At 65.1% G+C, this 14,929-nt stretch carries 5 protein-coding genes; all 5 read right to left on the bottom strand.

The annotated features are described in order from the left end of the window. Positions 1 to 69: 69 nt before the first annotated feature. Positions 70 to 1,044 (bottom strand): FecR family protein, encoded by a 975-nt coding sequence (locus tag H8A95_RS11705; protein WP_229183271.1) that lies wholly within the window; start codon positions 1,042 to 1,044, stop codon positions 70 to 72. A 47-nt stretch (positions 1,045 to 1,091) separates the two neighbouring features. Then, the gene (locus tag H8A95_RS11700) at positions 1,092 to 1,643 is read right to left on the bottom strand and encodes an RNA polymerase sigma factor (protein ID WP_229183270.1); all 552 of its coding nucleotides are present in this window, start codon (positions 1,641 to 1,643) and stop codon (positions 1,092 to 1,094) included. A gap of 9 nt (positions 1,644 to 1,652) precedes the next feature. Then, positions 1,653 to 2,183 carry an STN domain-containing protein gene (locus H8A95_RS11695; RefSeq protein WP_229183269.1) on the bottom strand — a complete coding sequence of 177 codons (531 nt, stop codon included), beginning with the start codon at positions 2,181 to 2,183 and terminating at the stop codon, positions 1,653 to 1,655. Between the two features lie 348 nt (positions 2,184 to 2,531). Then, the gene (locus tag H8A95_RS11690) at positions 2,532 to 3,092 is read right to left on the bottom strand and encodes an RNA polymerase sigma factor (RefSeq protein WP_233287015.1); all 561 of its coding nucleotides are present in this window, start codon (positions 3,090 to 3,092) and stop codon (positions 2,532 to 2,534) included. Between the two features lie 3 nt (positions 3,093 to 3,095). Then, complete coding sequence (locus tag H8A95_RS11685; RefSeq protein ID WP_229183267.1) at positions 3,096 to 14,912, bottom strand: filamentous haemagglutinin family protein; 11,817 nt, start codon at positions 14,910 to 14,912, stop codon at positions 3,096 to 3,098. Positions 14,913 to 14,929: the final 17 nt, after the last annotated feature.

The raw sequence follows: 14,929 nt of genomic DNA, 5'->3' as shown, positions 1-14,929 counted from the left end.
ACCGAAAAGAAATCTTATCCCCCGATCGCCGGATGCAGCCATCGTTCGGGCTCGCGGGGCCACGCCTGATCATCCGAGCAGGACGATTCCGCCAGGCAGATTGGTGACCGTCGCACCAAAAACCTGCTGAATCTGCCCAACGACGCCATCGACATTGGCGATCAGAAAGCGGGCATTGAACAGCCTGCGTCCCAGCGCCGCATTGGTCACGATGATCCGTCCCGGGCGGTAGCGGTTGATTTCGTCAACCGCCTCCGACAACGGTGTTGCATGGAACACCAGCACGCCGGCCTGCCACGCCGTCACCGCAGCCGGATCGATCGAGGTCACTGTGGCCATGCCTCCCGCGGCATAGATGATCTGTTGTTGGGCACGCAGCCGGACCGTGCTGCCCCCAGCCGCGACCTCCATTTCGCCGGCAATGCAGGTGGTGCAGACCGCAAGTCCCGCAAGGCGGATATTGAATGTGGCCCCTTCCGCCACGGCGCGCGCACCCGCGGCGAGCACTTCGACGCGATGCAGGTCGCGAGCCGTGACCGCGGCCTCGCCGGCCAGCAGTTCGATGCGCTCGGTTCCGCCTTCCGCGGTCCGCAAGGCAATGCTGGTTCGCGTGTTCAGGTCGATCGACGAGCCTCCGGGGAGCGCGATGTTACGCTGCTCGCCGATCGCCGTCCGGTAATCCGCAGCAAGCTCCGAGACCGATGGCCACAAGCCGAGCGGGGGACGGATGGCGAGAGAGGCTGCCGCCGCCGTCGAGGCAGCCAGCGCACCGCCGATGAAGGCACGCCGCGCCAGCTGCGGCCTTGGCGCGATACGGGCGTGATCGCGCCGAACTGCGAGCCCGGCTGCCGCAGGGCCGATCGTGTCCCAGACCCGGCACGCCCGCGCAAACGCATCTGCACGCGCCGGATCGTCGGCCGCCCACAGCTTGAACGCCTCGAGATCGGCCCCATTGGCCTTGCCCGCAGCGAAGCGAAGCACCCAGCCCTGTGCCTCGCGATCGACCGCGTCGAGCAGTGCCGCCGGATGGTCCGTGCTCCTCATCGTACCGTTGCTTCCCTGCGAATGGCCCGCAGTCGATCCATGGTCCCTCAATCCTCAGAGTCTTTCGGCGGCCTTGGACCGAATCTTTGGACGACATCGCGACCAAGCCGAAGTGCGCAATGCGCCAGCGCATGTTTCAGCTCGAGCTCAACGAGCCGCTGGGAAATCCCCAGGCGAGCGGCGATCTCGCGAAGCACGATGCCGTCCAGCCGGGACAACAGCAATATCTCGCGCCGGCGCGGCGTCAGTTCCGCCAGCGCTTGCCTGAGCGCCTCCATTTCGGACCGGGCGTTCGCCGTGCGTTCCGGATCGGGTGCCTCGTCGACGAGGCCGATCGCGGCCTTGGCGTCCGACAAGGTCACCAGGCGCTTCTCGCCTCTCCAGTGCGTCAACGCGGCATTGAACGCCATCTGGATCAGATAGCTTTTCGGGCTGCGCAGCTCGCCCGGCGGAGCCGCACGATCGAGGCGCAGCCAGGTTTCATGCAGTACGTCGTTGGCAAGCTCGACCGATCCCAGCCGCCGGGTCAGTCTGGCGCGCAGGTCATCGTAACCGAGGACGAAGAACTGCCGCAGCAGATCGCGATTGGATTGGCTCATGCGCGGCCGTCACCTCGGCCCGGTCACGGCACGGCCACACCTGGCCGGCTCGCCGGGCGCCTGCGCGAGAATCGCGATCGTGACCGGCTGTGGCATATCCGCCGGCGGCGCTCCGAGCGACAATCCACGCAGAGCGCCGGCAACATCGACGCTTCCGGGCGCGCTCGTCGAGATATCGAACAGCTGGGCGCGCTCGATCAGGCCGGACGTTGCAATCCAGACCTTGAGCAACAAATCGACGTCGCGTGGCCGGGTCTCGGCGTGACTGCACAAGACACGCGACACTTCCTTCTGAAGCCTCGCAAAATACGATTGACCGATCGCGCCGGCGACGCGAATCGATGCCGCCGAGACGAGCGTGAAGCTGCGCGTGCCGGTGCTGCGCGCAATCAGCCCGGTTCCTGCAAGAAGCTCCCGGAGGGCGACGTTTGGCGCCAACACGCCATGAACGGCGCGAGAGTGTTGCCCGGCCACGAGTGCGCCATCATAAAATACCTCCAGGCCGGTGGCGGCGCTGTAGGCATCGAGCGCGCTGGCCAATGGCTGGACTGCAATCTCGAAACGAACCGGATCGTCCTGCGCAGCATCGGCGCCATCGGCAAGAAACAACAGGCTCAGTCCGACAAACACAGACTGCCACAACAGCACGCCTGCAGTTCGCGGCAGATGAAGAGCCGCGAACATGGGCGGAATCCCAGCTTCATACAAACGTCACGCGCCAGTCACTCTAGCCAGCGTTCATTACAGTCCGTTGACATGTATCCACGCGGAAATGCGCAGAGCGCGCGATGCGCGGCCTGGTAGCCACGAAGATGGCGGGGCGCCACCATGGCGTGCAGCAAGCGGCGCACGTCGAGAGGATGCACCGCTCGATCGTGCCGGCGTCAGCTACGACCGCAGCCGTGGCCCGCCGAGGCGGCGGACCACGGTGCGGCCAAGAGCCGTCGCACAATGCCGCAACGCCAGCCTGAGGTCATTTTCGACGGTGCGAAGGCTGACCTGCAGGCGGGCCGCCACTTCGTGGGCCGTTACGCCCTCGATCGAGATGCCCTGGAGCACCCGGCGAGGCCGGTCCGGAAGCTCGGCCAACGCGCATTTGAAGGCCGCGATCTCAGACCGCGCTTCGACCACCTGTGCGGCGTCGGGCTGATCGTCGCAGACATCCAGCAGCGCATCGATCTCCGACACGCTGACGCGATAGCTTTGCGCCTTGTGGCGGTCCTTCGCGACGTTGATCGCGATGCGAAAGAGATAGTCGGCCGGGCTGCGAACCGGCTCCGCATCCGTGACCCGATCCAGCCTCAGAAATGTCTCGTGCAGGGCTTCGTGGGCGAAGTCGGAAGAGCCCAGACGGCGCGTCAGCCTGGCAATGAGGCCGTCATAGTTCTCCACCAGCTGGTCACGCAGCCTCGCCTGGTTGGTGTCAACCACGTTCAGCGCTCCAAACATTCCTCAGTGTGTCTCGAGGCTCGCTCTTTCCTCCGCGGTGAGTGCCTGCCTTTGCGTCTCCGACAGCGGACCATTGCCGACAAGCTGAAGGACACTGTTCTGGTTGTAGCTGTGCTGATCCTGCGCCCGCGGCTTCTGCTCGTCCTTCCGGAAATCCGGCGCGCCGCCGTCGCCGCCGCCATAGCCGAGCACCTCAACGATCACGATCGACGGTTGACCGCTGTTCTGTGGCGGTGGCGCGGCGGCCTGCTGGGTCGCGGCGGATGTGTTTGACGCAGCCGTCAGCGCGCCGACCGGCGGTCCCTGCACCGTCGGAATGCCGGTCGAGGTGCCCTGCACCTGGATGTTGGCGGCGTTGACCACTTGCAGTGCGGCGAGATTAACGTTGCCGGAGACACGGATGCCCGCCTCGCCGGCATCGATTGTGCCGAGCGGCGCGATCAGATCGATGTTGCCGGGCAGCACCTGCGGGATCGGGTTGAGGGTCGCGATGCCGGCGCCGGCCGAAGGTACGGTCGGAGACAGCGTGACATTGCCGAAATTATCGTAGACGCGCCGGGGCGGCGTGAAGATCGTCGTCGTCTTCGAGCCGCGGCCGGCGTTGATGTCGCCTGTTGCAGACCAAACGACGATGTTGCCGCCGAACGTGGTCATGATGCGGCTCTGGCCGAGCAGCACGCTGCCGAGCGAATAGATATCGATGTCGCCCGAGCCTTGCGTGATCAGACCCGCATCGGCCCCCGGCGATACCCCCTCCACGCCGATGATGGTCTTGCCGCCCGGATTGAGAAGCTGCACATCGCCACCGAAATCGGTGTGGATGCCGGCGTTGGCAAGGTAGGTGCCACCTGTTCCATTCGGCGCGATGCCGCTGAACATCGTGATGTCGCCGCCATAGGTGATCGGCTTGCCCTGCGCGTCGGTGCCGGGGAACAACGCGGCGATGGCGTTGCGGCCACGCAGGTAGCTGCCGAGCCGCGGACTTGCGAGCGCGCCTGTCTCCTCGCGTCCGCCGGCGGTGAGCTCCGCGAAATAGACCTGGCGGACGAAAATGCTCTGCTGCTCGCTCGACAGCCCCAGGAAGAACTTCAAGGCGTCAGTGCTCGAACCCGTGAAGCCAAACATCTTGTTCAGCCAGGCGATGAGCTGCTGATCGTAGGTCTGAACCACCTTGCCGCTGCCGGCGAGCGGCGTGCCGTCCACCGGAAGCTGGTTGGCCGGATCGAAATAGAGCCTGGCGAAACCTGCATAGTCCGGCCCCTTCGGGCCGACACCCGCGAGCACCCAGATGCTGGCCCCCTCCGACCTGGTCGATGCGTTCGCACCGAACAGCGGGCCGACGCTTTGCAGCATCCCGTAATAGCCCTGATACAGGTTGCGGCCCGCCTGCACATCCAGCAGCCCCGAACCGGCGACGGTGACCGACTGATAGATGATGTCGCGACCGGCCTTGATGAGGGAGACGTAGCCGGAATTGTCACCGGCGTTGGCGAAGGACAAGTCGGGGTTGTTGAAGATCGCATCCGGCGTCGGGCCGGTGCCGACGATATCGCGGCCGGCGATGATCTCGAACGGCTTGGCGGCAGTATACCAGGTCGTGGGCGACGGCAAGAAACCCAGATTGGTTTGGGGCGGCATCCCCTGGACCTGTCCGATGGTCAGGTCGACGATGTCGACGCCGGCATAGACCAGCGCGGGCTGATTGTCGCCGGCATGCAGATTGGTCAGCGGCGTGTCGGGGCCGAAGGCAATTGGAATGCCATCGGTCAGACGGTTTGGCGCTGTCGGACTGGCATTCGTGCTCGTTACCGAAGTGAACACGGGATGGAAGGGCGTGGCGAGCGTGCTCATATCCGCACCCGATATCGCCACCACCTGGCTCGAGCCGTAGATCGAGCCCGCGGCCAGCAGCGCGAGTTGCCCGAACGGCGAAGGTGCGAGCTCGAGCGGAGCGAACGACAGCGTCCCTCCGGGCTCCGCAAAGCGAATGTCGCCATTGGCGGAGACCGCGATCAGCGTGCCGGGATAGAAGGCGATACTGCTGATGCCGCCGCCGGCGAGATTTCCGTCCAGCGCCGCGACGTCGCCGCCCGCGGCGTACAGGCTGATCGCGGTCGCTGGCGTCCACAGCGTGAAGCGCGATTGCCCACCGCCCGTGATGAGCGAGGTCGTGCCGTCAGCGTTCCGCACCGTGTAAGGGGTTTGGTTCTGATCGACCGGATCAGCCATGCCAGCGTCGCCGGCGCCGCCCAACACGAGATCGCCACGCGTTGTGATGCTGACGGTGCCGTCGCCCGGCGTGAAGATCGGACCTGGGACCTTGATCGAACGCTTGAAGACGTTCGGATCGACGGCGCGCGGATCGTACGAAGTGAAGGTGGCGCCACCCAGGTTCGGCGCAAGCCCGCCGACGGCGCCGGCGTTGACGACGATGTCGCCACGCAGATTGGTGATCGAGCCGTAATAGTCGGGCACCTGTACCGCGAAATTGGGTACTATCGAATTGAGCTTGCCGCCGATCTTCACAATGAGATCGCCGCCGCCGGTCTGAACTAGCGTCCCGTCGGACAGCACCCGTCCGGTCGACGCCACCGCGAGATCGAGACCGGTCGAGCCGTTGCCGGTCACGCCGGCGTTGCCGCCCGCAACCAATGTCAGGTTTCCGCCGCCGAGCGTGCCGATACCCTGGAAGCCGATCAGCTGCCGGCTGTTATTCCACGGATATGTCTGGGCATAGGAACCGAAATTGATCCACCATGCGGTCGGATCGACGGACTGACCGCCGCCTTGCCGGCCAAGCCAGTTGCTGGTGAGATTCGAGTCCACATAGCGGGTGTTGTTGTTGAATATCTGAACGTTGCCGGTGACATCGCCCTGAGCAAGGAGCAGCACGTCACCACCGTGTTCCGGATACCAGGCATGTACACCGCCGCGGCTTGCAGTGCCGACCACATCGTACGGATTGCTCCCGTCGGCAGCAAGGAACGGCGCGGACTGCGTGCCAGCGGTGTACACGCCAAAGGGTGTGGTCTCGCTGAAGCTTCCACCCGCCAATAGATCGAGGCTGCCCGTACCCGTACGAAGCACGCTGAAGAACGTTCCGTTGAGCGACGAATTGTACGCCGGATCGCTGAGCGAGAGATTGCCATGCCCGTTGAGTGCCTGCGGCGCCTGCAACGCGCGCTGGTCGGCAGCGGCGAGATTCGCACCAGCAATCAGTCGCACCGACGCCGACAGCGAACCGGGCGCCAGCATGGAGGCTGCGGCCGACGTAGCCGAAGCGCCTGGAATTGCCGGGCTGCTCACAATTCCAACGGTGGGCATGTTGCCGGGCTCGAACGCGAATCCATAGCTGTTGCTTGCACTCAGTATGGTGCCGGCCGGAACAGTATCACCGGGATTGTAGGCGTGATTGTTGGAGTCGACCAGATTGCCCCACCAGTCGAAGGTCCACCAGTTGTAGAACGCGTCGTTTGGAATCGTCCAATCATGCACGACATAGACATCGGTATTCGGATCGAACCAGTAGGAATAGCCGCCGGATGAGCGTTGCGTGAAGTACCGACTGTTGGTGACGTCAAAGATCGTAAAGGAAGCCGGCAGCCCAGGCGACGACTTGAAACCGTCCGAGATGCTCCCCTTGATAGTCACATTGCCAGCGGCACGGATCACCAGCGCCATCGGTTCGCCGGCGCCGTAGGTCGCTGAGTTCGGATCGCGATCGGCATTCGCGCCGTAGCGATACTTCGCGAGGTCGATATCGCCCGAGGTCGACAGATCGCCGCTCGAAGTGATCTGAACGCCCGGCCGCAGATGATAGGCACTGCCGTACGCCGACAACCCCGCAACACGCGCCGACAATCCGGCATTGCCGAGCGCCGTGTTGATGAACGCCGTGCTCGCGGTGTCGTAACCGTCGAGCGCGGCCTGCGTGATGGTGCTTCCATCCGGCAGGTTGTAGGTCCAGAACGCGTTGAGCGCGATGCTGGCGGCGCTTTTGACATTGAGCGGACCTGCGGCATTGATCGCGATGTCGCCGGAGGTCTCGCCGGTGCGTTGGGCGTTCAGCACCACATCGCCGTAAGCGACGCCGTTCGGCACGGTGAGATCCATCGTTGCGCCTGATGACAGCGTGAGCGTGCCGCCGGCGGCGGTCAGTTCAATGTGACCGCGATTCCTGGCTTCGATCGGCTGGCCGTAGCTATCGGTCTGCAACACCGTGCCGTGGACATCGAGCACGGCGTTGGAGGCGAGCGTCAGACCGTTGCCGGCGGAGAGCCGAATGGTCCCAGGAGCAAGACCGGATGCATCGATGGTGCCGACAACAGTCAGGCTGCCGCCATCGACGGAGACCGTGACGTTGCGGGCCTTGACCCCGTCACCGATGACGAGATTGCCGGTCCTGATGTCGAAGCTGCGGGCATCGTAGAAGCCGCCGCTATTCAGCAGCACGTTGAGCGCGGCAAAATCGAGCGTGCCGGCAATGACGCTGAAGTCGCCGCTACCATATCCGCCTGTCGCCGTGCCATTTAGCACGCCGTTGAACGCCACAGGCCCATTGCCCGCGCTGATGCTGACCGATCCGGCATTGGCGTTGGTGGCGGAGACGTCGATGACAGAGCCGGCAGCCTGCGTCAGTCCGCCCTGAGCGCTGTTGAAGATCGCGGTGCCACCGAAGCCGTAGACCGTTGCTTTCTGGATCGTCGACGGCCGGCCGGAGAGATCGATACGGCTTGTCCCCCCGAGTACGATATCGCCGGTCGCATTGACGACGAACTTGCCGCTCGGCAGCAGGATCGTGCTGCCGATCCCGACGCTGCCCCCGGTCAGGTCGATCTCGGCGCCCGCAACCGTCGAGCTGGCATTGCTCGGCGCGACGCCAGCGGGCGCGACGACATTGAGCGCGCCGCCTGCGGCATAGGCCATGATCGACTTCTGCACGCCGGTCAAAAGCGGTGTCACCAGCGTCAGGTTGCCGCCGATCCCGCTCTGGCCGAATACGGCGCCGGCATCGGAGCTCGGCGACTGATAGACGAACAGCTTGCTGTTGCCGGCCGAGACGATCCTGGAATTGCCGGTGATGTTGACGTTGCTGAAGCCGTAGATCACACGGCTCGCGGTCGAGGTGTCGAGCGAGGCGAACCGGCCGAAGTCGATCTCGTCGGCGACGAGATTGAGCGTGCCGGCTCCGGTGCCCGGCCCGCCTGCAGCGATGGCCGGCGGCGTCGCACCGCTCATGCCATTCCACGTGATCTTGTTGGCGGCGATGGTCGAGCTGTCGCCGGCCGCGCCGTAGCCATAGATCGCCGAGGTGTTCAGCACCAGGTTGACGCCGCTGCCGGTCGCGTCGAGGCCGGCACCGCCGAACAGATTGATCGAATTCGCCGCGGCAAGCGTGATGGTCTTCAACGCGGGCGCATTGTGCAGGGGATCACCATTGACCAACGTATTGAACAGCGCCTGATCGAACAGCAAGCCGGCGGGCGCGCCGGTCGCGGCGATGGTGGCGGCGTCGCCGATGTTGATGGTGCCGACCGCGAGCGCGATGTTGCTCGATCCGAAATGGGCCGTCGGATCGATCGTGGAAGCGCCGCTGGTGGCGAATGCCAGCGTCCCCTCCGAATAGAGCGACGAGCCCGCACCGATGGTAATGGAGCCATTGCCGGTACTCGACGGCAGGAAGCTGACATCGCCGTTGGACAGCGCGAGCACTGTGAGCTGGTTGGCCGCATAGCTCATCCCTGTCGACGCAGAATCGAACGGGGCCGGGCCCTGTCCGACGGTGTTCAACGTCACATTATTGCCGACCGCAATGTTGTTGCCGATGAAGAACATTTCACCGGCCGAGAGCGAGACGCCGTCCCGGATGAAGAGATTGTATCCGCCGGACTTGTAGGGTTGATCAAGAAGCAGCGTGCCGTTCAGGATCGAGATGGCACCATTGACCAGCAGGCGCGGCGCCTTGAGCGCATCGATATCGGCTGCACGGACCGACACGCCGGTGAATCCCGCCGTCGGCCCGTCGGCATAAATCTCATCGACATTCGCCAGCATCACTTGGCCGGCAGCCCCGCCTTGCGCGCCTTGGAACAGCGCCGTGCCGTCGAACGTGAGCGCAGCGCCGCTTGCCGGAGATATCGGCGCTTCGAATAGCAGGTCCAGCGTCTTGCCGTCGCTTGGCAGCAGCGGACGCACGCCACCGAACTGCGTCACATTCGCAATCAGGAAATCACTGTAGTTCTGCTCGTTGAATTGCGAATACTTGCGAACCGACGCGCCCGAAGTGATCAGCGCCGTTAGCGGGAGGCTTCCCTTGATCGCAGTGTTGGCGACGCCGGTCGAAACCGAAGCGGCGTAGGTACCGTTGCCGATCGTGATCGGGCTGCCGATCTGCGCTGTCGTGCTGCCCCCAAGCTCCACGCGGTATGCGCCCGGCAACAGCGCGTAGTTGGACGGCAGCAGCGTATACGTCCCCGCCGGGAGCCCCGGGACACCGGAGGGAATGGAGACCTGTTGGCCGATAGCGGGATCACCGGCGCCATTTTCGGGCGTGATCGGCGCGTAGCCTGAACCATAGCCGGGCAGGATGGCATAGACCTTGTCGGTCGCCTTGCTGACAGGGGTCGCGGGGTTGGCGTTGACAAGCGGCGTGTTGATCACGTTGACGGAGCCACCGCGCCCCGAGACAAAGCCCGCACCGGCGAGCGTGCCGCCGCCTGACATGTCCAGGATCGCGCCGCTCGCGACGTTGATCGACTGTCCATCCAGAATGATGCCCGATTGGGGCCTACTGTTGGCCAGGCTGAGGGGAGTGATGGTGGCGCCGTTATAGGCATAGGTGACGCCATCCACAGTGCCGCCATAGGGAATGGTCAAGCCGGCCATGGAGACGGAGGTCAAGCTGCCGGGCAGCAGATCGACGCGCGGCGTGTAGACGGGCCATCCTGTGCCGAACGTCAGGACGCCGAACGGCGCGCGAACGATGCCGCTCTGTTCGACGACCGGTGCCTGGAAAGCGAGGCTGCCGAAGACCGACAATGGCACGTCCGGAATGGTGTCCGTGGTGCGTCCGATGGTCAGCGTGGTGGTGGGATCGGAATTGCCGCTGCCTGCGATCACGACAGCGGTGGTGTTGGTCGCGGGATAGACCTGCGCAGCAAGGAGATCGAGATTGCCGCTGGTGGACAACTGGGTCGCGATGACCCCGGGCATCGACAGGAAGCGAATGTCGCCCTGGCTGACCAGCTTCGTCGTCAGGAACCCGGGCGCATACATGTTGTTCGGTGAGCGGGCCGAAAATCCAATGAGTCCCTGGATGTCGATCTGGTTCGCGTCAGCCTCGAACGTGGCCGTGGTCGGCAAGGCCGCACCGCCGGGATTGCGGATGCTGCCGCTGATGGTCCCGTCAGGGACAACGGCCGTCGCTTCACGGAACAGGATATAGGGGGCCGACACCTTCACGCTGCCTGTCGTGGCCGGCATCGAAGGATCGATCGGCCCGAAAACCAGAGCCCCCGAGGTGAAAGCTGCTGCGGTCAGCGTCAGGCTGCGGCCCAACGCCAGCGACACATTGCCGGAGAACTGCATGTAATCGCCGGACGTCAGCGTCAGGCTGTCGAACCCGCCGGCCTTGATCATGTCGGCGCTCACGGTGGCCTGGCCGAACACCAGATGCGACGCCCCCGTGCCCGGGGCGATATCCGCCGGCAGCGAGGAATCCGGACGCGCCTGCACCACGGTCATCAGGCTTGGAACGATCACATTGCTAGGCGCTGTGCGGTCCGGGAAGGAATTCCAGTCGAAGTTCGGCGTGGTGAGCGCGATCGACAGGCTGCCGCCGGCAGCGCTGCCGCCGCCGGAGAAGGCGTGGACATTGCCGTCGAGATAGAGCCCGCTCTGCGACGCCAGCGTGATGGAGCCGCCGTTGGTTAGGATCAACTGTGGCCGGCTCGACGCAGCCGTGCCACCCGCCGCGAGATCGATCGCAACCTGGGTGCCGTCGGCATTGAGTTCGGCACCCGGACGAAGGATCACGAAGGCGCCGCCGCCGTTGACAGTGATGGAGCCGCCGTCGGTCGCCCGCCCGAACAGATGTCCTGATGTATCGGTCGCCTGATAGGCCAGGCCCGAGACATCGAGCTTGGCAGCGGCATCGACCCAGATCGAGATGCCACGGCCATTGCCGTTCAGGTCGAAGTTGAAGCCTGTTTGCACCGGCGAACCATAGGCATCATTGACCAGATTGATGCTGCCGCCATGTGCGGTGAGGCTGCCGAACACGCTGATCTGACCGAAGGCATCGAGCGTGATGCTCTGGCCCGGATCGACGCTGACCGAGGCGCCTGCGCCGATCACGATCGCGCCGCCAGTGCTGGGCTTGATGAGCGAACGCAGCGTGAGGCTCGCACCGCCGCGCTGGGTCACCGTAGCCTTGACCGGATCCTCGGTGAACAGCGGCGGCGTCCACAGCATCAACGCCGACGACGGATCGCTGCCTGTAGGTGCAGCGCAGCTGTTCGCCGTGAACCGGTAGACCGGCATCGCGGGCGCAACCACCGTGTTGTTGGCCACCACAACGCCCCGCCCGCCATTGATGTCGTAGTTCGAGAAGCCGGCAGTGAAGAACGAGGATTGCAGCGCCGGCGCAGGCTCGATCGCCACGGTTTGCGGCAACGCCGCGCCGACCGGAATAATGCTGCCGATCGGATAGGTCATCGGCGTCGACTGAATCGTTCCGGCTGCGTAAGTGACCTGGTAGGGTTTGACCGGAAGACCGTTCGGGAAGACGTTCGAGGGAATGATGCTTCCGGCGGGGATGACAGCATTTCCCGCCCAGCTCGTGATGGTCGAGCCGGCAGGCACGATCGACGACCCACAGGGCCATCCGCCGTAGCAACCGTTGTTCCCACCACTGGTTGCCCACACCGTCAGCCCGCTCGGAACCTGCCAATCTGCGCCGGTCGGGCCGCTTGGCAGAGTGTCGCTCAGCGGCACGTCTGCGAGCAGCGGCGTATCGAAGGTCATTTTCGTAAGCGTGAGCGTCAGCGCGGTCGGCAGCGGTTGCCCCGCCGGAATGGTCATTGCCTGCTTCAGCTTCACGGTCAGAGGCGCCGGCGTGCCGGCCGGCAAGATGCCCCCCGCCAGTTCAGCATTCTCGCCGATCACGATGTTGCCGGGCGTCGAGATCGTCAGCGTGCCGCCGCCGGTGACGCCCCAGGCGCGGATCGCACCGTCGAGAACCAGGTTCCCGTCACCCGGCGTTCCGGCACTCTGCTGCGTGTGCCCCGCAATGATCGTGACGTTGCCACCCTTGCCGCCCCGGGTCTTGCCACTGGAGAGAATGGCTCCGCCGGAGGACACATCGATCACGCTGCCGGCCGCGAGCGTGATGTCCTGGGTGGAATCGAAGGTAACGTTGCCACCGTCGAGGAAGCCGAGGCCCGACACGCTGGTCGGATCGGTCCGCGCGTTGACCCACAGGCCGCGCGTGTCGATGGTGACGCCGGACTCCAGCGTCAGCGATGCGCCTCCGGTCGCGTTCGTCAGCCCAACGGTGCCGGTTGCGGTATTGAGGATGTTGCTGACCGTGACGCTGCCGGAGCGCGCGGTGATGTCGGCCGCGATGTCGACGGTCGGCGCGATCAGCTTGACCTGCGCGCCCGGCGCAAATTGCAGCGGCGCATTGACGGCGATCTTGCTGGCGGTGTTGATGTTGAGGCCGCCGAGGCCAAAGCTGTTGAGCGTCGGCGCATCGAACCAGGCCGTGTTGGCGCGCTCGGATGGCAGCGTGGACGTCAAACCGAGACTGCCCGCGACCGGTGCGACGTTGCCGAATGACACATCGGTGGTGTAGGCGCCAGCGAGGCCGTAGCTGTTGTACTGCCCGAGCGTCAGCGTGCCGGCGAGCGGCACGGTGGTCTGGACCAGCTTGTAGCCGTCGGTGACGCCGGACGGACGCTTGGCGAGCTGCTGCTCGCCGTCGACCACATTGGCGAGGATTGCGCCCTCGAACACCGAGGTCGGGGTCGCAAGAATGAGACTGCCTGCGTCGCGCCCCGTGGTGTAGCCGTCTTCCCAGCGCACGCTGCCTTTGCCGAACGGGCTGAGATAGACCTCGGTGACCTTCCAATGCGCGTGATTGACGATGAAGCCGTTCGCCACCGCGACATAGGTCAAATTGGCCGGGGCATTGTCGGCATTGTAGATGCGGCCGTCGCTGCCGAGCAGCAGCGTCTGCTGCACATAGCCGCCCTGGTACTGCACCGCGCCGCCGGAGATGTTGAAGAGCGAGCCGCGCTGCGCCACCACTTCCGGCGCCGACAGCGTGATGGTGCCGCCGACCGCGGTCCATTCGCCGATCCTGTGGCCGGTGTTGTTGAGATAGCCGGAGACCTCGAGCAGCCCGCCCGCGGTGTAGTAGCGGTCGGTCGCATAGCCGCCGGTGCCGGCCGGCACCAGGGTCAGATCGCGGGCGTCGATCCACATGTTGCTGTTGAGCAGCGTGCCGCTGTCGCGGTTCTGCGGACTGTCGCGCAGCTCATTGCCCTGGACGTTGACCTTGATCGCATTGGCGGACACCGGCAGCACGGTGCCGGTGGTGCCGGAGACGTCGATCACGGAGCCATTCTCGGCGAACACGCGCTTGCCGGCGGAAGCCGTCACCTGGCCGCCCTGCGCCATCGTCAGCGAGCCGTTCCTGAAATCGATGGTGCCGCCGGTGACGATCTCGACCCGCGACTGATCGGGACGATCGGGCAAGGTCGAGAGGTTGTCGAACTGGCCGGTCGCCAGCAGGTTCGGCTTGGCCGAGGCGATCAGGGCATCGCGCTGCGAATTGAACGCGGTCGCATTCGGATCGATGCCCGAGACCAGCGCGGCCGCGGCATTGGTCTCCGGCAGGATCAGGCTGATGCCGTTACCCGTCAGCGTGACGCTGCCGGTCGTATCCGACGCCGAGTTGAGCAGATGGATGGTGCCGCGCTGATTGACCGAGGTGGTGGAGACGAGGATGCCGTCCTGGGTGACGGCATGGCCGGCCAGCGTGATATCGCCCTGCTGGGCAAGGACGAGGCCGGTGTTGGTAACCGTCCCGCTGCTGCTCCCGCTGCGCAACAGCGGCGCGATCTCGTTGCCGCGCGTGGTCGAGTTCTGGTTGACGCTGGTGCCGTAGCCGGCGCGCAGGATGAAATCGTCGCCGGCCGCGAACTGGGTCTGCCCCTTCGGCGTAGTGATGGCGCCGGCATTGTCGACTTCGGTACCCATCAGCAGCACGAAGCCGCCGCCCGCGGTGACCGATGATGGCGCACTGGTGGTGATCAGCGCGCCGTTCTCGACCACGATCTTGCCGCCGGCGCCGGTGAAGCTCGGCAGATAGGCGTTGCCGTTCTGGGTCGAATAGAGACCATTGGCGAGGAATTGGCTGTCGGTGATATTGGCGGTCGAGGCGATCAGCGAACCGACATTGATCTGGCTCGCGCCGCCGAAGATGATGCCGTTCTGGTTGATCACCAGCACCTGGCCGGGCGCGGTGATGCGGCCGAGGATCTGGCTCGGTGCGGCATTGCCGACGACGCGATTGAGCGCGGTCCAGGTGCCGGCCTGCTGGTTGAAGTTGAGCGTGGTCTGGCTACCGACGTTGAAGCTCTGCCAGTTGAGGATCGCCTGCGGCGTGGTCTGGTTGACGGTGACCGTGGTCTGACCGCCGCTCGTGGTCTGGCCCGGCAGGGCAGCGCCCTGCCAGAGGCTCGAGCCGGGCACAGCGCCCGGGGCCACCTGAAGCCCGCCCGCCCCGAGGCCGTTCGGCACCGCCAGTTGCGGCAACGTGGCCGATCGCTGCG

Origin of the sequence: Bradyrhizobium oropedii (assembly GCF_020889685.1) — a bacterium.
Taxonomy (GTDB): Bacteria; Pseudomonadota; Alphaproteobacteria; order Rhizobiales; family Xanthobacteraceae; genus Bradyrhizobium; species Bradyrhizobium oropedii.
The sequence above is the reverse complement of the archived record's forward strand: the minus strand, read 5'-3'. Positions and strand labels throughout refer to the sequence as shown.

Coding starts and splice junctions, on each gene's coding strand:
- H8A95_RS11705 (WP_229183271.1), bottom strand. CDS start 1,044: ATGAGGAGCACGGACCATCCGGCGGCACTGCTCGACGCGGTCGATCGC.
- H8A95_RS11700 (WP_229183270.1), bottom strand. CDS start 1,643: ATGAGCCAATCCAATCGCGATCTGCTGCGGCAGTTCTTCGTCCTCGGT.
- H8A95_RS11690 (WP_233287015.1), bottom strand. CDS start 3,092: ATGTTTGGAGCGCTGAACGTGGTTGACACCAACCAGGCGAGGCTGCGT.